This is a genomic window from Bacillus sp. AFS037270 (assembly GCF_002585305.1).
In genome coordinates, this window is record NZ_NUNF01000001.1 from 20,363 (window position 1) to 38,592 (window position 18,230).

The window sequence follows — 18,230 nt, forward strand, 5'->3', positions numbered from 1 at the left end:
GCTTTTTTTATATTTTACGTGACATTATTCTTAAAACTCTCATATAATTAAAGAAAAAGTTGCGCACGGGAAAAACTTTAGAAAAGGGGAAAGAGAGATGGATAAACCTAAAAAAATTCAATTAGTAAATGGGGAAAAAGGAAATGTAATTAAAATTACCTCTTTAAACTTAGAGGGTGTAATGAGAAGAAGATTATTAGATTTAGGTTTTGTTGCAGGGGCGTTAGTCGAAGTGGTCCGGAAAAGTCCATTGGGAGATCCGATTGCCTTCCGGGTAAGCCAAACGACGATTGCCCTCCGGAAAGAGGAAAGTTCACGAATTGAAGGGGAGCTGTTGTCAAATGGGGAATGAATACAGAATCGCCTTAGCAGGTAACCCGAATACAGGAAAAAGCACTTTATTTAATGCCTTAACAGGCCTTAGACAGCATACTGGAAACTGGGCAGGAAAGACGGTTACCCTTGCGGAAGGCAGTGTTCCGTTTAAGGATAAAACCTTTCATTTAATTGATTTGCCAGGGACCTATTCCCTGTTTTCAAATTCAACAGATGAAGAGGTTGCTAGAAATTATATTGTCTTCGAAAAACCGGATGTTACTCTTGTGGTCTTGGATGCAACCTCATTGGAGCGGAATTTCAATCTTGCCTTGCAGGTGTTAGAAATGACGAAAAATGTAGTGATTTGCATTAATCTCATTGATGTCGCTGAACAGCAGGGAATTCACATCAATGAACGGCTGTTGACAAATCGGTTAGGAGTTCCGGTGATAAAAATTTCGGCCAGAAATAAAAAGGGCTTTCCTATGCTACTTGATACGATTGATCGAATTGTAACGGGAAAAATCGGATGCAATCCCATTCAAATGAAATATCCGGATGAAATTGAAGAAAAGATAAACGTCATTGAACCAAAGGTCCGTGAATTGGTTGGAAATCACATATCTTCTCGCTGGATTTCATTAAGATTACTAGATGGCGATGAGACACTTTTAAATGAAATCACTAAACGATTTGTGCCGGAGGTGGTATAGAAATGAGTATTCAGGAGCTTTATACAGAGGCACAGGCCTTATCGACGTCCAAATTGCGGGATGACATTGTCGAGCAGCTTTATGATCGCAGCCGCCAATTATGCAATGAAGGAATCTCCTATACAAAATCCAAACAGGATACCCGGACAGAAAAACTTGACAGTATTTTCACTTCGCCTATCTTTGGCTTTCCGATTATGATTACCATGTTAGGCATACTATTTTACTTAACTATCGCTGGAGCTAATATTCCATCTTCTTTACTCGCAGAATTATTTGGCTGGATTGAAGGGCAAATAACAACCTTCTTCCATGCAATTCATGCACCAGATTGGCTCCACGGTGTCTTAGTGTTAGGTTTATACCGGGGGACAACATGGGTGATTAGTGTGATGCTGCCACCAATGGCGATCTTTTTCCCCGCTTTCGCGTTATTAGAAAATTATGGCTATCTGCCAAGGGTTGCTTTTAATATGGACCGACTGTTTAAACGGGTCGGAGCTCACGGGAAGCAATCGTTAACCATGGCCATGGGATTTGGCTGTAACGCCGCCGCCGTCATCTCGACTAGAATTATAGAATCACCAAGGGAAAGAATGCTTGCCATATTGACCAACAATTTTGTTCCTTGTAATGGACGCTGGGGGACCTTGATCGTATTAGCTTCCTTATTTATGGCTGCCAATTTTACAGGAGGATTAAAATCATTGGTTACCACAGGGGTGATCGTAGGGATTGTCTTATTTGGGATTATCGTGACCTTCTTTGTCTCTTGGGCGTTGTCTAAAACAGCCCTTAAAGGTATACCTACTCATTATACGTTAGAGCTGCCGCCTTACCGAAAACCTAAAATCTTGGATACAGTGATCCGTTCTTCTTTAACAAAGTCCTGGTCCGTCTTAATGCGAGCGGTTAAAGTTGCTGCTCCAGCGGCCATTCTGACCTGGGTGTTTGCCAACATTTATATTGGGGACACTAGTATCCTTATGTACGCCGTGAATTTCCTAGATCCGTTTGGAAAAATGCTCGGCCTTGATGGTTATATAATGATGGCGTTTATCTTGGGGCTTCCGGCCAATGAAATTGTTCTCCCGATCCTTTTAATGGGCTACCTATCAACCGGCTCGTTAACGGAAGTGGATAATTTAGCTGATTTAAAACAAATTTTCCTAGACCATGGCTGGACGTGGCTTACCGCACTTAACATGATGTTATTCTCCCTTCTCCATTATCCGTGCGGAACCACGCTATTAAATATCTATAAAGAAACGAAGAGTAAGAAATGGACGTTCTTAGCCTTTTTGATACCAACTGTCATTGCCATCTTTATCCCATTCATCCTTACCCAGGCTGTTAGAATGTTTGACTTAATATAAAAGATAACAGAAATTTTAAAAAATACCCTCAAATTGAAATTTGAGGGTATTTTTGAGCATTATTTTCTCTTTTGTATTTCCTCTGTAACGACAAAGGCAAGATCATCGTTTCCGAATAAGGAGAGTACACCAAGCAGTGTTTGGTCAGCAATTTCCCCTGCTTCCTCTTTTGGCACAGTCAATTCTATCGCCTCTCTTAATGAGGGATTGGACGATTGGTTCGGATAAGCCCGTAAATATAATTCTTCAGGGTCTAGGTCATGATTCACACACCACTGGGCAAAGACGAGAATCATCATTTTTTCTTCACCTTGGTAGTGCTGGATTATTTTTTCTTCTAATTCTTTTGAATTCATTTTTAAAATTTCTCCTTCAAAACTTTTATAAATTTAAAATCAATGCTCAATACCTTTTATACTAACATAAAAATGGGTACAATTTGGTATGGACATGCTTTTATGAGATACTGTCTTAAGGATTTATTTTTTAGTAAAGGGGAGTTTAAGGTGAGCAAAATTGAAGTAGGCGAAATCTTTACCATTAGTGATGAAAGTAACGAAGAGCAGGAAGTAGAAGTATTAGGTGTCATGACGATTGAAGGTAATGACTATGTTGCCGTTGCATTTGCCGATGACGTTAGAAAGGAAGAAACGGAGGAAGATATTGATATCTTCTTTTTAAAGGTAGATGAAGATGGTGATTTCACGGCCATCGAAAGCGATGAGGAATTTGATAAAGTTTCCGCTGCCTTTGATGAAATGATGGATGAAGAAGAAGAGGAAGAATGATTTATTAAGAGAGGACTTCATGCCTCTCTTTTTTTTGGAAAAATAATGTATGTATAAAAATAGGAATTGGCATACTAACATAGAGAATATATTAAAGGAGTTCGTACATGTTAATTGAAGAAGGAAATAAGTTTCAAATTTCGCAAAATGCAAAAGGGTTTTTCAACTCTGCCGAAACAATGACGGTGAAAAGCAATAATGGTGTCACAATCCAATTTATTCTTGGTGACAGTAAAGGTCATGGTTCAATGCCAGTTGAGCATATGCAGTACTTATTGAAGAAATCAAACTTAACGGTGATTCCTAATAAAAGATCTGTATTGAATCATGAGTTAAATGAAGAGCAAATAGGGTAAACATAGGGCATTGCTTCTATTGGAGAAGTAATGCTTTTTATTATTGATTTCATTTGGGATATTATAAGATAATTAAAAAGAGCGAAAGGGTGAATTTATTTTATGGAAACTAAAAGTGCCACTTTAAAAAATTCAACGATCACATATATCGACGAAGGAGAGGGCGAGCCGATTGTGCTACTTCATGGGTTCTGTGGGAGTTCCGCATATTGGTCAGAAGTCATACCTGTGATTTCGAAAAATTACCGGGTTATCGCTCCGGACCTTCCGGGACATGGAGGGTCTACAACCGCTTTAAAGAACTATTCTATTTCAGTTATAGCTGAAATGATCAAAGAGTTTTTAGATAAATTGAATTTAGATAAAGTAACGATGTTCGGCCACTCATTAGGCGGCTATATTACACTTGCTTTTGCGGAGAAGTACAGTGATACTTTAAACGGTTTCTCGCTTGTTCATTCCACTGCCTTTCCTGATTCAGAAGAGGCCAAAAAGGGTAGAAGTACTAATATGGAGAAGGTTAAGCATGAGGGTATAAAGACGCTAATCGATGGACTTGTTCCTAAGCTTTTTTCACCGAATCACCTTGAAGAACAGTATGTAGAATCGGCAAAACAGATCGGCTATCGTACACCTCCAGAAGGAGCTATCCATACATTAAGTGCCATGAGGGACAGACCGGATCGTAACAGTGTGCTCGAGTCAACTTCATTAGCAGTGTTGTTAATTGCCGGGGAACAAGATCAAATTATCCCTGCAGAAAAAACCTTTTCTGTGAGTAAAGAAAACATTAAACAAACGGTCATCAAAGATTCCGGCCATATGAGCATGTATGAAAATTCAAGCGAACTTATTGCAGCGATTAAGGACTTTATGGAAAATATGTAAAAAGGTAAAGGGAGGAACGTTTTTAGGTTCCTCCTTTTAAAGTTAAAACTAGTCACGCAATTCGGTGTTGGAATAAACGGCAATCAGCACGACCGCTTTTTCCGTACCAATATTTTTAACCGTATGAGGTACACTCGCATTCCAGCTAAAGGAATCCCCTTTTTCCAAAACAAAGGAATCTTCCCCTTGTTCTGCAAGAACCTTTCCTTCCAATACTAAATGACATTCTATCCCTTCATGTGAATGGGCATCACCAATCGAGGCTCCAGGTGGAAACTCCACACTCCTTAACCATAATCCTCCCTTTGAAGAGATTTGCTCGATTTTCAAACTATTCATAGTAGTATGGGTTCTTTCCTCTTTTCTGACAACCTGCATATGTTCTTTTTTTTCTAATAGCAGGTAAGGAAGAGGAACATCTAAATAGGTCGCAATGGTCTGCAGTGTGTTGATCGATGGGGAAGTATTATTATTTTCAACATTGCTGATAAACCCTTTGGAAAGTCCCGTTCCTTCACACATTTGGGCAATGGTGATTTTCTTTCTATTTCGTATCGCTCGAATCTTTGCGCCGATATCCAAATCATCCACCTCGATAGTTTCCTAATATAGAACATATTTATATATTAGCAAAAAAGTAATTGACAATCTACTTCGATAGTTGTTATCCTATAGACAACAAAGATTCATATTTAAAAACAAATAAATAACTTATTTTTTTGCCTGTGTGTTTTCTTATAAGAATCTTTTTATTCTATTTGTATATTGTCTGATACCTTAAATTAAGGAAAGACTAAAATAATCAACCACATAAGAAAGGGATGTTAACTATGACGGCACCAATGATTTATGAGCTCCGACGGCCAGCAAAAATGGAGATGGGTAAAACCTATCCAGCATTATTTCTCATGCATGGCATTGGCAGCAATGAACAAAATATGCTGCCATTGGTGGATGGTTTAGAAAACCAATTTTTCATTTTCAGTATCCGCGGTCATTTACCACAGCCTCCTGGCTATGCCTTTTTTACAATAGAAGGGTATGGGAAACCACATCGGGAAGTCTTCGATGAGGGAGTGAAGAAACTGACCAGCTTCGTTGACTATGCCTGCGGACAATATCCGATAGACGAGCAACAATTATTTTTACTCGGCTTCAGTCAAGGAGCGATTCTGTCAATGACTTTAGGATTAACATTAGGCAGCCGAATTAAAGGTATTGTAGCATTAAGCGGTTATATCCCTGCATTTGTAAAGGAAGAGTACAACATTAAACCAATCAACAATCTATCCAACTTTATTTCACATGGTGAAATGGATCAAGTGCTTCCTTTTGAATGGGGAGTGGCTAATGATGAGTACTTCCGCAAGTTAGGCGCAAATGTAACCTTTCGGACCTATCCAGTGGGGCATACCGTATCAATAGAGAATCATCAGGACTTTATCAGATGGATTTCTGAACAACTAGAAAAATAATATTTTTAAGGAGAGGTTAGAAAATGTTAAAAAGATTTGAAGCAAGTACATTAATTTTACGTGTTATTTTGGGAATTACGTTCTTTGTTCATGGGGTTGTTAAATTCCAAGGGGGAATTGAAAATATTGCTGGCTGGTTTGGAGCGATTGGCTTACCAGGATTCTTAGCATATGTTGTCGGAACAATCGAAGTGGTTGGCGGAATTGCATTAATTCTTGGATTAGGGAGCAGAGTTGTTTCATCTTTGCTTGCACTATTAATGATCGGTGCAACATTAAAAGTAAAGCTCGCTGTTGGCTTTTTAGGGAATGGAGAAATGGCCGGATATGAATTGGATTTATCCTTACTAGCTATGGCTGTGTTTATTGCCATTAACGGCAGTAACATGTTTGCTCTTGACCAGGTTATTTTTAAAGGACAAAAGACGGAAACTAAATCCTTTTAAACTATTACATTGAAAATAGGGGGTATATAAAATGATGCCATCTTTATTTATTGCGCATGGTGCACCGTTGTTAGCAATTGAAAATAATGAGTACACCCATTTTTTGAATGAGTTAGGTAAAAACATGCCGCGCGCGAAGGCGATTGTGTTATTTTCTGCCCATTGGGAATCACGGGATCAAAAAGTGAGCAAAGTTGATACTTATAATACGATTTATGATTTTGGCGGATTCCCTCCAGAGCTTTATCAGATTGAGTATCCTGCTCAAGGGGATCAACAGATTTCGGATGAAATCCAGGATTTGTTTAAGGAAAACGGTATACCGTTTGATGTTGAAACCGAACGCGGGTTGGACCATGGTGCTTGGGTGGTGCTGCGGTTAATATATCCAAATGCTGATATTCCAGTGATTGCGATGTCAGTAAATCCTAAACTTTCACCTGAAGAACAATATAAGATTGGTAAGTCTTTATCTGCTTTAAGGGAAAAAGATGTTTTAGTTATTGGAAGCGGGGGAACGGTTCATAACTTGAGAGCCGTAAAATGGGCCGATAATGAAATCGATCAGTGGGCACAGGAATTTGATGATTGGTTGGCTGTCCATTTAGCTAATTGGGATTTGGAGTCATTGTTTAAGTATGAGTCAATTGCTCCAAATGCTGAATATGCGGTACCTCCTTATGGAAATGAGCACTTTATTCCAATTTTTTATGCGATGGGGGCGGCTGATGATGTGAAAAAGGCAAGCTTGCTTCACCGCAGCTATCGGTATGGAAACCTTAGTCATAGTGTTTGGCAGTTTGGATGATGAATAAAGATCCCCAACTCTTTTGTTGGGGATCATCTAGCTTACTCCTCTTCCATTGGCTGATGTCCCATAAAATGTCCATTTATAAAAACAGCCATTTCGATGGATCCATCTGGATTATAAAAAGGTACACCAATCATAAGTGCATCATCATGTGTATGGTTAACGATTACTTCAATATTTTTGACGCCTTTCCAACTAAACCCTTCATTCTTTATAGACTGCTTAGCTTCTTTAAACTCTAGACTGCTGATTAAATTAGCCACGATTTTATTTTTCTCTGCTCCTAATATGGGTGAAGTGTCACATCCACACTCTGAGGCTTTAGCCGTATTCCCAGATGTCACAAACAAGGATCCTGCAATGACTAATCCACCAATAACGGTTAATAATTTTTTCATTTTCTTCCTCCTCTTTTTAATTCTCCTTTAATTCATTCGCTTTCTTTCGACAATCTCCTTCAAAAAACTCGGGAAAATATTCGACAATTGCCAAATTCTGTGTCAAAAACGTGTCATTACTACTAATAGATGTTATGTTTCTTTTTACCTAAGAACTAAAATGGAGATTCTCCCTAAGATACGAAATTTGATTGAAATATTTTCGAGTGCTATGCTTTTAGTAAACGAAATGAGGAGACGATTTTTTGGTAAATGAATTAATTTTAAATGACACAGCTATTAAACTTGACCATTACGACGAAGAAAAGATCAATAATTTATATAGAATAACGGTTACCTTTAAAGTAACAAGTGAGGATTATCATGATCTCACTACCTTGCTTTATAAAGGTAGTTTTGATGTGAAAATACCGGAAAGAAAACTAACGTTTAGGGGAGCGATTCAACAATATTCCACATCAGTCACTAACCTATATGAAAAAGACCAAGTTGGGGAATATAAGCTTTGTTTGCTGGAAACAAGCCATTAAAGAGAGGAGTGATATTTTTGAGACTTAGTATTTTAGACCAGGCCCCTATTTCATCCAATCAAACAGCTCAAGAGGCACTAAACGAATCGATGAAACTGGCACAAATGGGTGAAAAACTCGGTTATACCCGCTATTGGATTGCGGAACATCATGATTTGCCTGGACTTGCTTGTCCGGCACCTGAAGTGATGTTAAGTTATATTGGCGCCAACACCTCTACGATTCGCATCGGTTCAGGTGCGGTTTTGCTGCCACATTATAAACCTTACAAAGTAGCAGAAGTCTACAACATGCTCGCAACCTTATTTCCTGGCCGGATTGATATAGGAATTGGCCGGGCACCTGGCGGTTCAGCGGAGGCTTCTAATGCCTTGTCGGATAACTTTTTACAACAAGTCTGGAATATGCCGAAATCGGTAACAGAACTGCTCCACTTTTTAGAAAATGACTTTCCTTCAGATCACGAATTTAAAAATTTATCAGCTTCTCCCATTCCACCAGTTCCGCCTGCCCCATGGCTGCTCGGAACAAGTAAAAAAAGTGCCTTACTGGCAGCAGAAAATGGCATGAGCTACGCCTTTGGACAGTTTATGAGTGAGAACAATGGACCAGAGATTGTCCAACAATATCTGGATAATTTTCAAGCAAGAAAGCAGGGGCAAAAACCTGAAGTGATTGTAACAGTTAATGCGATTTGTGCTGAAACAGATGAAAAGGCCTTAGAGATTGCAATAAGTTCAATAGTATGGTCCTTACAGAAAGGTAAAGGAGAGGGAAAGGAGATTCCATCGATAGAAGAAGCAAACCAATATCCTTTATATGAAAAAGACCTGGAAGCTCTAGAAAAAATATTGCAAAACTTGATTTATGGTAACCCAAAGAAGGTAATTAAAAAGCTAAATGAGATAGCCTCTTTATTTCATGCAGATGAAATCATGCTGGTAACGATTACCCACTCAGCAGAGGATCGACTGAAGTCCTATCAATTGATTGCAGATGAAGCGTTTCAAATATAAAAAGAGGCTGTACTCTCATTAACGAGTATACAGCCTTTTTTTATTGTGCATTCACAACAGCATAGTATTTTACAGGAGTGTTGGTCGATTGTTCAATTGTCTCAGAGATGGAGCTAGTTAAGCTATTTGCCCCTTTTGCATCAAGTCCGATCTCCCATATCATCATCCCGCCGAAACCATGATCTAATGCTAGTTTTGTTTTCTTTTTCATGGTTGCTGCACCATTGTAATAGTAAGTGGTTCCATTCATATTAACGGTGTCACTATTGGCATTGGCAGGGTTTTGATTAATAATGGCTCCGTAGGATACCTGTTTAATCTTAGGATCCTTTGGCTGAGCATAAAATGGCACTCCAAGCACCAATTTTTCTTTTGAGATATTTTGATCTTCAAACAATCTGGTCCAATAATTGACGATTTTCTCTGTAAATGGATACGGTGATAAATTAGCCGCATTGTAACCGCCGTCCCATTGCCCGTCATATGCCATGATATTCACATGATCAACATCTTTAAACATGGACGGCTGATACTGAACAAAGCCAATTTCAGTTAAGGTAACAGCATGTATTTTTGAATAAACAGCGACAGACAGCTCTTTCTTTCTTGGATGAAGCTGTGCGCTTAATTGCTTCGTAAAAGCGGCAAGATTTTCTGCATCCGCTTTTGAGTGGGGATGTTCAAAATCAATATCGATTCCATCTAAATTCTCACGGTCTGCTAAACTAGTAAGCTCGTTCACTAGTTTTGTCCGGGAGGTCGGATTTGAAATTGCAGTTTTAAAATAGGGATAGGATTCCCCGCCGTTTATATGAAACCATCCACCGACAGCTAATATTACCTTGGTATTCGATTTTTTTGCATTTGCCACGGTGGTCCGCAGGTTTCTTAAAGCGGAATCACCATTTAGTAAAATTCCGCCGTCTTTTGTCGGATGGGCAAATGAGAAGATGACGTGTGTTAACTGACTGTAGTCAACTTGGTTTGGATCACGGAAATCCTGTATATAACCGATCAGTACTTTTGATTTTGTTTTTTCAACTTTAGGTAATGCTTTCACCTGCGGCTTAATTGCCGACTGTGGCGCTTTTCCAGATTTCAATGGTTTTTCCTGTAGCTTGTTCGAAGAGAATTGTATCCCTGTATAGATTCCTCCAAGGAAGGTAAGAACGATTACCATTGCAAGCAGGAGTTTACGTTTTTTCATGGAATGTTTCCTCCTTCTTTTTACTTTAAAATTGTAACAGAATAACAGCTAAGATTGGTTGGTAATATCCACCTTTAAAGCTGCTAATTATTTACCTGGGTAAATAGATTTGAAAGTAAAACCTGTTTCTGATATAATCATAAGGTTAATGTTTAAAACAAAATTATTTTAGATAAAGATTTAAAGGTGGGTTAATAATGATTCAAGAATATAGAGTATTACTTTATTATAAATATGTATCGATTGAGAACCCTGAGGAATGCGCAAATGAACACCGTCAATTTTGTAACGACTTAGGCTTAAAAGGCCGGATTATCATAGCAGCAGAAGGGATCAATGGGACGGTGTCAGGCACCATTGAACAAACAGACGCTTATATGAAATACATGGACGAACATCCATTGTTTAACGGAACTTGGTTTAAAATTGATGAAGCAGCAGAGCATGCTTTCAAAAAAATGAAAGTCCGCTACAGAACAGAGCTTGTCACACTTCGTTTAGAAGATGATGTTGATCCTAACGTATTAACCGGCAAGCATTTGAAGCCAAAGGAATTCTTTGAGGCCATGCAAAGGGAAGATACGGTTGTGATTGATGCTCGAAATGATTATGAATATGATCTTGGCCATTTCCGAGGAGCAGTCCGACCAGATATATTGAACTTCCGCGATCTTCCAGAGTGGATTAGAGAGAACAAAAAGGAGTTTGAAGGCAAAAAAATCCTTACTTATTGTACCGGCGGGATCCGTTGTGAAAAGTTCTCCGGCTGGCTTCGCAAAGAAGGTTTTGAAGATGTATCACAGCTTGAAGGCGGTATTGTCACTTACGGTAAAGACCCAGAAGTTCAAGGTGACCTATGGGATGGACAGCTTTATGTGTTCGATGAGCGCATTAGTGTACCGGTTAACCACAAAGAAAATGTAGTTGTCGGCAAGGATTACTTTACCGGCGAGCCATGTGAGCGGTACGTAAACTGCGCGAACCCTGAATGTAATAAAAAGATCCTATGCTCAGAAGAAAACGAGCACAAACACTTACGTAGCTGTTCAAATGAATGCCGAGTTCACCCAAGAAACCGCTACGTTGCTCAACATGGTTTAAGTGAAGAGGAAGTAAATGAAAGATTAATGGCATTAAGTCATAACTAATAATAGTAAGCAGGTCATGTTAATGGCCTGCTTTTGTGCTTTATACTCGCTGAATGCTAACATAAAAAAGGATAATTGTTGATACATATGGAATATACTTGTGAGTGTTTTTCTTTTTTAGAAAGAAGATACAACTGAATATCTTGAAGGGAGCATACCCATGACCACCTATACAAGCAGAACTGAAGTGCCCATCCACGAAAAATGGAATTTATCCGATATCTATCCTACTATCAGTAAATGGGAAGAAGATTACCAATTAATTGAGAACATCGGCGCCAACCTTAAGCAATATGATGGAAAAATAAACGATGGGCATTCCTTATATGATTACCTTAAACAAAGACAAGAGCTGTCCTTCCATTTGAATAAAGTTTATGCTTTTGCGATGTTAATGGTCGATGAAAATACGCGTGAGTCGCTCCCACAGTCGTACTTAGACAAGGCGAAGCAGCTTAGTGTGAAAATCAGTGCTGCCACTTCGTTTTTTATGCCTTATTTACTAAGTTTAGACGAAGAAACTTTAAAGGCATATATCAAAGAAGAGGAGAAATTAACATACTTTGAAGAAGATTTACTTGACTCATTCCGATACAAAAAGCATGTCTTAAGCAAGGAACAAGAAGAAATTCTGTCCCAATTAGGGGAAGCTTTGTCGGTTCCGGGTCATACCTTCGGGATGATCAACAACGCCGATATTAAATTCGGCGAAGTCACGAATGGAGATGGTGACCGGGTTGAATTAACACGAGGCATGTATTCCAAATTAATTGAAGATGAAGACCGTGAAAAGAGAAGAGAGGCTTACAAAGCCTATTATCAGCCATATGTTCAATTAAAAAATTCCATTGCTTCAACCCTTTCGGCTGCGATCAAAAATAACGTTACATTGGCGAAAATTCGTCAATATCCATCCGCGCTTGAAAAAGCACTGTTTGGTGACCAAGTCCCGCGCGAGGTTTACGAGAAGCTTATCAAAACAACAAAAGACAATATTGCGCCGCTTCACGAGTATACAAAAATTCGTAAAGAGAAATTAAAACTCGAGGAAATCCGCCAATATGATATGAGCGTCCCGCTTGTCAGCGGTGTAAAACAAGTGATTTCTTATGAAGAAGCGTTTGAAACTATGCTGAAGGCTTTAGCTCCTTTAGGCGAAGATTATATTAACATCCTTAAAGAGTTTAAGGACTCAAGGTATATTGATGTCCGTGAAACACCTGGAAAACGATCTGGGGCTTATAATCTGGGCGTTTATGGTGTCCATCCTTTTATACTTTTAAATCATCAAGATGATTTGGATAGTTTATTCACCTTGGTTCATGAATGCGGCCACGGAGTTCATAGTAAGTTGAGTTCACAATACCAGCCGCAAATTACGGCCGGATACAGTATTTTTGTAGCGGAGGTAGCTTCGACAGTTAACGAGGTACTCTTAATTAACTATTTATTAAATAATGAAAAGGATCCTGAAGTCCGGAATCATTTGCTCAATCATTTTATAGACCAGTTCAAAGGAACCTTTTTCACACAGGTCATGTTTGCGGAGTTTGAAATGAAAACACATGACATGGCTGAGAAGGGAATCCCATTGAATGTTGAAGTATTCAACAAGACCTATGAAACCTTGTTTAGGGAATACAATGGAGATGAGGTTGTCTTTGACGAGGAAGTCAAATACGGCTGGTCAAGAATTCCGCACTTTTATCGTCCATTCTATGTGTATAAATACGCGACAGGCTTTGCCTCTGCGATCCATTTGGCAACAAAGATTCTAGAAGGAGACCAAGAAACAATCTATTCATATCTAGAATTTCTGAAAAGCGGCAGCATTGATTATCCACTGGAATTATTGAAAAAGACTGGGGTGGACTTAACAACCCCAGAACCAATCCAAAATGCATTGAAACGATTTGGAGAACTTGTTGAAGAATTTTCGCAAATATAAGCCAAAAAGGACCCGAGGAATTCTCACTCCTCGGGTCCTTTTTTGTGATTATAATGTAAGCTTATTTTCTTCTTGAATGGATATTGTTTTTGCTTTTTCAAAAGCCAAAATTGCCCCGAACCAGACAAAAATTAGATGAATATAGGCAAAAGAAATCTCAAGTAAATGAATATGAATCGGAACAATCATGCCAATGATTTGAATAACCAAAACCACTAATGTAAAGATGGCAGGTGCTTTAGGTAAAACTTTTGCCCGATACGTAGAAATTCCTAATAATATTAGTCCAATAAAGATTCCTGGAATAAGTGGAATAAACACCGCAAGCTGTAATGGGAATTGATCGATGGCCATGTTATTTAAAAGGTCCGTTACATGTTGTAAATCTTTTGCTGTATGAACAAAATCAAAAATGATTGGATAGGCAATAATTTGTACAGGACCATGGAAAATTTCCAGCATTAAACCGATAAATAATAAAGGAAATGCGACCCAGCCCCACCATTTTAAACTAGCTGCCTGCCGTAAAAATAAGGCAGGTAATCCCATTAAGATAAACGTAGATGCGTAGGCCAAAAGTACATGTGTATTAATCGCTCCCTTTAAAAATTCTGGGATATCCTTTACCGTCTCAGGTACATCGCCCAGATGGACTAATTGACCGGTAAAGCCCATAATTCCACCTAACAATAACATAAATCCACTGAACTTAAGAAAACCTTTTGGAATGGTGATCATTAATATTCCTCCTGTGTAATCGTTTGTTTTTTGTTTACACCTGAATCATACCATCCCACCAATACCCGGCCGGTAGAGACTCTTTTTCCCGAAGAGCAGGAACTGAAGCGGGAAGCTAAAAATATGATTTACAGAACAATCGGATTATTGGTACAATTTGCCTATCACTTGTTGACAGGAGAAGAGGAAATGGAATCCACAAACCTATTATCTTCTAAACCGAAGATCACCTTGCTGAGAAGCACGGTCCTAACCGTAAGTTTGTTGACTGTAATCCTTTTTATCGTCAGTGTCCCTCAATACTATCAATATATTAAAGCCAATTGTATCACCCACAGTTGCGAAGCATTTTATAATCCTCCCCCTGGGAGCGGGTGGCTTAAAGAACATGGGCTCACACCTGCTGAATATTCATTTGCCTATGACACTATCTATGTTGTCTTTGGAATCGTTTATATTACGGTTGGTTTAGTCATATTGTGGAAAAAATCTTCTGACCTCATTGGACTTTTAGGCGGGTATATGCTGATTTCGCTTGGGGGAACCTTTACACCGATTATGTGGGTGCTAAAGGTGTTTCATCCTGTTTACCGGATAATCGTTCAAATCATTGAAGCAGGTGGAATGGCGGCCTTTATCCTGTTCTTTTTCTTCTTTCCCAATGGACGTTTTGCCCCCAAATGGTCTAAATATCTTTGTTTGATTGTGATAACTCTCCGGATTCCAGGGATGATCCTCCCTAAAACATTCGTGGACTTACAGTATATCTCTAAATGGTTATTTGCTTGTTGGTTTATTTTGTGGGTAGGGAGCTTGCTGTTTGTACAAATCTATCGCTATAAATTGGTATTAACTTCAGTAGAAAAACAGCAGGCAAAATGGGTGGTATACGGAGTCGTGATTGCCTTATTGGGGTTATTTAGCTTAACAGCCTTGTATATGATTACAGAAAAATCAATCGAGACGATGCCGTATCACCTTTATTACATGGAAATAGGAATTCATACCACCATGCTGATTATTCCGGCAGCAATCTTGATGGCTATGATGAAACACCACTTATGGGATATAGACCTTCTTGTCAATCGAACACTTGTTTATGGGACAATGACCGCTTGTACGGTAGTAGTGTATGTTCTTGGAGTCTGGTATTCTGGTTTATTGTTACAAACGAGCAATAACCTGATCAGTTCACTTATTGCAACAGGGATTGTCGCTGTATTGTTTGCGCCTGTAAAAGATAAGGTTCAGCGCTTTATCAACCGCAGAATGTATGGTGAAAATGAGGAGCCGTTCACGGTTTTATTTCGTTTAGCAAAAGAACTCGAACATCCGAATGATCCAGAATCTGTTTTGCACCTCGTTGTAAGAACTATTAAAGATTCGCTAAGGATTCCTTATGCTTCTCTATCACTTTATCAAAATGGCGAAGAAGTCGTTGCAGCGGAAGATGGTATTTTTAGTGAAGATTTGTTATCGTACCGACTTATCTATCAGGGGAATGAGATTGGTGAAATCATGCTGTCAAGACGCGCCCCAGGGGAGTCGTTTACTTCATCAGATCAAAAATTCATCGATTTGCTTGTGCGCCAGGCCAGTGTAGTCGCTCAGAGTGCCAAAGTATCAATGGATTTAAAATTATTAGCCGAGGATTTACAAGAATCGAGGGAAAACCTCATTTTTGCCAGAGAAGAAGAAAGAAGAAAGTTAAGAAGTAATCTTCATGATGATTTAGCACCGCGGCTTGCGGCGCTTGCCCTTACTGCGGCTGCTGCCGAGGAGTTAGTTGATCATAATCCATATGCGACAAAGGATATTCTTGGTGAGTTACGTTCAACCATTCGTCAAACAGTGTCTGAAATTCGCAGTTTAGTTTATGATTTGCGGCCCCCAACGCTCGACGAAATGGGCTTAATCGGAGCCATTCATGAAAGAATCAAGGATTTAGCAGCACTTGGCCCCACCCAGCGAGGAATAATAAATAGTGACAGAACCGCCTTTACCTTAAATGCCCCTGAACAGCTGCCGGCTTTACCTGCTGCCGTCGAAGTGGCTGCATACCGAATCACGACTGAAGCCATTGTGAACGTACTTCGTCATGCTAATTCAAAGACTTGTAACATCACTCTTGCATGGAAGAATCAGCAAGGACGGGGATTGGTCATTACGATAGAAGATGATGGAATTGGAGTATCACCACTAAGAAAAAACAAGAAAAACTCAGGGATTGGTATTGGTTCGATGAAAGAAAGAGCTGCTGAATTAGGAGGACGGTTTCACCTTGAGCCGAATGTCCAAGGGGGAACGGTAATCACCGTATTCTTACCGGTTAATACTGAATGAATGGGGGAAGAGAATGAAAAAGGTTAGAATTTTAATCGTGGACGATCACCCACTTTTTCGTCATGGTGTGAAAACCTTGTTTTTGACCACGCCGGACTTGGAGGTAATTGGTGAAGCTACTTCTGGAGAGACAGCGATTCAAATGGCGCAATCTCTTGTTCCTGACGTAATCCTGATGGACCTGCGCATGTCAGGCTGTAATGGGATTGAAGCTACAAGGAACATCATTAGGTCCAATCCTCAAATTCAAATCTTGATATTGACGATGTTCCAGGATGATCACTCTGTGTTCGCAGCGATGAGGGCTGGCGCTAAAGGATATGTGTTAAAAGATGCGGAAAAAGAGGATTTGTTAAACGCTATCCGAGCTGTGGCAAATGGTGGAGCCATCTTTAGCCCAGGTATCGCTTCGAGAATGATTGATTATTTTGCGATGGCCCGGCCGGCAGCACCTCGGGAGGCTTTTCCAGATTTGACGGAGCGAGAGCGGGAAGTCCTTTATTTGATGGCAGACGGTACCACCAATTCAGGTATTGCCGCGAAGCTAAAGATTAGCGGGAAAACAGTATCTAACTATGTCACGAATATCCTCAATAAACTGCAAGTTGCGGATCGTGAAGAAGCTATTCATCTTGTCAAGGAGTCCCGATTAGGTAATGAGGAGGGAACGGAACTATAATTTTAAAAGAAGGCCTTACTCAAAATGATGAGTCTGGCCATTTTTTGTGTTTTTTTACAAGTTTTTACTCTAAAGATTTGTTAGAATATAGTTTATAAACCTATTTTAGGAGGATAATGATTTGTATTCTAAGTTTAAAAAACCAAAAGCGTTTGGAGAAATACTGGATCATACCTTTAGTTTGAGCAAGAATCGCTTTAAGGAATTTTTTATGATTTTAATCGTTTTTATGGGACCCGTTTATTTACTACAAGCGATTATTCAAATGGCCACCGGGACCAGCTTTTTTCGGGATACAGGGACAGGTGGTCAATGGTATGAACAAATACTTTCAAACTTGGACAGTTCCGCCGGCTCGTTCGATTCTAGTAGTTTGGGTGCTGATATCGGTTTAATCGTCGTTGGGTTAGTGAGCTTCCTGCTTTTTCCGGTTGCTGAGGCCGCTATTTTATTTGCCATCCAGCATATTAAGAACGAAGAAGAGTATTCGGTTAGCTCGGTCATCAAAGAAGCATTTCTCCGCTTCTGGCCAATGCTGGGCAGTTCGATTTTATTTGGATTTATACTGTTAGGAATAATCTTGATCCCCATTCTAATTGTCGCTTTTTCAGGCGCTACTCTAGCAGCCGCTGTCCATCCTATTTTAGGGATATTGGTCGGGATTCTGTTGTTTATTGGGTTTGCGGTCGGTGTGGGTCTGTTAATCACACGTTGGAGCTTTTATTTTGGCTCGGTTGTCCTTGATAAAGTCACACCCGGTTTTACTCGAAGCTGGCGGCTGTCGAAGAAGCGGACTTGGTTTTTGTTTGGCCTATATATTGTGTTTTACTTAATTGTTTCCATTATAAGCTTTGCTGTTCAGCTGACTTTTGGCGCACTTTTAGGGGACAGTGTTTTATTGGGCCTTATTTCGAATCTGGCATCATTATTTACAACAATGATTTTCTCCGTCGGCTATGGGGTTATGTATCTTGATTTAAAAACAAGAAATGATGCGGAGGATTTAAAGGAATTGATTGAGGATTATCAGTCTATCTAAAAACCTATATGTT

Annotated in this window: 21 protein-coding genes; 16 read left to right on the forward strand and 5 right to left on the reverse strand. The window is 39.4% G+C overall.

Annotated elements, in window-relative coordinates; translation table 11 throughout:
- The first annotated feature begins 97 nt into the window (after window positions 1–97).
- From COD92_RS00090 to COD92_RS00100, 3 genes are read left to right on the forward strand one after another with little or no spacing between them, the layout of a single operon-like run.
- Complete coding sequence (locus tag COD92_RS00090) at window positions 98–352, forward strand: FeoA family protein (RefSeq protein WP_098532085.1); 255 nt, start codon at window positions 98–100, stop codon at window positions 350–352.
- Window positions 342–1,031 carry a FeoB small GTPase domain-containing protein gene (locus tag COD92_RS00095; protein WP_098532086.1) on the forward strand — a complete coding sequence of 230 codons (690 nt, stop codon included), beginning with the start codon at window positions 342–344 and terminating at the stop codon, window positions 1,029–1,031. The genes COD92_RS00090 and COD92_RS00095 overlap by 11 nt, the downstream gene beginning before the upstream one ends.
- 2 nt (window positions 1,032–1,033) lie before the next feature.
- Window positions 1,034–2,407: a nucleoside recognition domain-containing protein gene (locus tag COD92_RS00100; protein ID WP_098532087.1), complete on the forward strand. Its 1,374-nt coding sequence runs from the start codon at window positions 1,034–1,036 to the stop codon at window positions 2,405–2,407.
- A 59-nt stretch (window positions 2,408–2,466) separates the two neighbouring features.
- Here COD92_RS00100 and COD92_RS00105 read toward each other — a convergent pair whose 3' ends face one another.
- Entirely contained in the window at window positions 2,467–2,763 is a 297-nt protein-coding gene (locus tag COD92_RS00105; RefSeq protein ID WP_098532088.1) for a hypothetical protein, read from the reverse strand.
- Between the two features lie 150 nt (window positions 2,764–2,913).
- Here COD92_RS00105 and COD92_RS00110 point away from each other — a divergent pair, with 150 nt between their 5' ends.
- The 3 genes from COD92_RS00110 to COD92_RS00120 all read left to right on the forward strand — a co-directional run bounded on the left by COD92_RS00110 (window position 2,914) and on the right by COD92_RS00120 (window position 4,439).
- Window positions 2,914–3,195 carry a DUF1292 domain-containing protein gene (locus COD92_RS00110; RefSeq protein WP_098532089.1) on the forward strand — a complete coding sequence of 94 codons (282 nt, stop codon included), beginning with the start codon at window positions 2,914–2,916 and terminating at the stop codon, window positions 3,193–3,195.
- 107 nt (window positions 3,196–3,302) lie between these two features.
- The gene (locus tag COD92_RS00115; protein ID WP_098532090.1) at window positions 3,303–3,551 is read left to right on the forward strand and encodes a hypothetical protein; all 249 of its coding nucleotides are present in this window, start codon (window positions 3,303–3,305) and stop codon (window positions 3,549–3,551) included.
- Window positions 3,552–3,653: 102 nt separating this feature from the next.
- Complete coding sequence (locus COD92_RS00120) at window positions 3,654–4,439, forward strand: alpha/beta fold hydrolase (protein WP_098532091.1); 786 nt, start codon at window positions 3,654–3,656, stop codon at window positions 4,437–4,439.
- A gap of 48 nt (window positions 4,440–4,487) precedes the next feature.
- Here the strand turns inward: COD92_RS00120 and COD92_RS00125 are convergent, their stop codons facing one another.
- On the reverse strand, window positions 4,488–5,021 hold the full coding sequence (locus COD92_RS00125) for a helix-turn-helix domain-containing protein (RefSeq protein ID WP_098532092.1): 534 nt from the start codon (window positions 5,019–5,021) through the stop codon (window positions 4,488–4,490).
- A gap of 248 nt (window positions 5,022–5,269) precedes the next feature.
- Between COD92_RS00125 and COD92_RS00130 the strand changes: the two genes are divergently transcribed.
- Genes COD92_RS00130 through COD92_RS00140 form a run of 3 tightly spaced genes read left to right on the forward strand, consistent with a single transcriptional unit; the run spans window position 5,270 to window position 7,168 of the window.
- On the forward strand, window positions 5,270–5,914 hold the full coding sequence (locus COD92_RS00130) for an alpha/beta hydrolase (RefSeq protein ID WP_098532093.1): 645 nt from the start codon (window positions 5,270–5,272) through the stop codon (window positions 5,912–5,914).
- A 23-nt stretch (window positions 5,915–5,937) separates the two neighbouring features.
- Window positions 5,938–6,360 carry a DoxX family protein gene (locus COD92_RS00135; RefSeq protein WP_098532094.1) on the forward strand — a complete coding sequence of 141 codons (423 nt, stop codon included), beginning with the start codon at window positions 5,938–5,940 and terminating at the stop codon, window positions 6,358–6,360.
- Window positions 6,361–6,391: 31 nt separating this feature from the next.
- On the forward strand, window positions 6,392–7,168 hold the full coding sequence (locus COD92_RS00140; RefSeq protein ID WP_098532095.1) for a DODA-type extradiol aromatic ring-opening family dioxygenase: 777 nt from the start codon (window positions 6,392–6,394) through the stop codon (window positions 7,166–7,168).
- Window positions 7,169–7,209: 41 nt separating this feature from the next.
- Here the strand turns inward: COD92_RS00140 and COD92_RS00145 are convergent, their stop codons facing one another.
- Complete coding sequence (locus COD92_RS00145; protein WP_098532096.1) at window positions 7,210–7,569, reverse strand: hypothetical protein; 360 nt, start codon at window positions 7,567–7,569, stop codon at window positions 7,210–7,212.
- Between the two features lie 245 nt (window positions 7,570–7,814).
- Between COD92_RS00145 and COD92_RS00150 the strand changes: the two genes are divergently transcribed.
- Both COD92_RS00150 and COD92_RS00155 read left to right on the forward strand, forming a co-directional pair.
- Window positions 7,815–8,099 (forward strand): DUF3219 family protein, encoded by a 285-nt coding sequence (locus COD92_RS00150; protein WP_098532097.1) that lies wholly within the window; start codon window positions 7,815–7,817, stop codon window positions 8,097–8,099.
- A gap of 17 nt (window positions 8,100–8,116) precedes the next feature.
- On the forward strand, window positions 8,117–9,115 hold the full coding sequence (locus COD92_RS00155) for an LLM class flavin-dependent oxidoreductase (RefSeq protein ID WP_098532098.1): 999 nt from the start codon (window positions 8,117–8,119) through the stop codon (window positions 9,113–9,115).
- Window positions 9,116–9,155: 40 nt separating this feature from the next.
- Here COD92_RS00155 and COD92_RS00160 read toward each other — a convergent pair whose 3' ends face one another.
- A complete protein-coding gene (locus COD92_RS00160) occupies window positions 9,156–10,322 on the reverse strand; it encodes a glycosyl hydrolase family 18 protein (protein ID WP_098532099.1) in 1,167 nt (388 codons plus the stop codon).
- Window positions 10,323–10,519: 197 nt separating this feature from the next.
- Here COD92_RS00160 and trhO point away from each other — a divergent pair, with 197 nt between their 5' ends.
- The gene (gene trhO, locus COD92_RS00165) at window positions 10,520–11,470 is read left to right on the forward strand and encodes an oxygen-dependent tRNA uridine(34) hydroxylase TrhO (protein ID WP_098532100.1); all 951 of its coding nucleotides are present in this window, start codon (window positions 10,520–10,522) and stop codon (window positions 11,468–11,470) included.
- A gap of 160 nt (window positions 11,471–11,630) precedes the next feature.
- Window positions 11,631–13,418, forward strand: coding sequence for an oligoendopeptidase F (gene pepF / locus COD92_RS00170; RefSeq protein ID WP_098532101.1), 1,788 nt, complete (start codon window positions 11,631–11,633; stop codon window positions 13,416–13,418).
- Between the two features lie 48 nt (window positions 13,419–13,466).
- Here the strand turns inward: pepF and COD92_RS00175 are convergent, their stop codons facing one another.
- Entirely contained in the window at window positions 13,467–14,156 is a 690-nt protein-coding gene (locus tag COD92_RS00175; RefSeq protein WP_098532102.1) for a hypothetical protein, read from the reverse strand.
- A gap of 123 nt (window positions 14,157–14,279) precedes the next feature.
- Here COD92_RS00175 and COD92_RS00180 point away from each other — a divergent pair, with 123 nt between their 5' ends.
- The 3 genes from COD92_RS00180 to COD92_RS00190 all read left to right on the forward strand — a co-directional run bounded on the left by COD92_RS00180 (window position 14,280) and on the right by COD92_RS00190 (window position 18,217).
- A complete protein-coding gene (locus COD92_RS00180) occupies window positions 14,280–16,499 on the forward strand; it encodes a sensor histidine kinase (RefSeq protein ID WP_098532103.1) in 2,220 nt (739 codons plus the stop codon).
- Window positions 16,500–16,512: 13 nt separating this feature from the next.
- Entirely contained in the window at window positions 16,513–17,178 is a 666-nt protein-coding gene (locus COD92_RS00185; RefSeq protein ID WP_098532104.1) for a response regulator, read from the forward strand.
- Window positions 17,179–17,299: 121 nt separating this feature from the next.
- The gene (locus tag COD92_RS00190) at window positions 17,300–18,217 is read left to right on the forward strand and encodes a hypothetical protein (RefSeq protein WP_098532105.1); all 918 of its coding nucleotides are present in this window, start codon (window positions 17,300–17,302) and stop codon (window positions 18,215–18,217) included.
- Window positions 18,218–18,230: the final 13 nt, after the last annotated feature.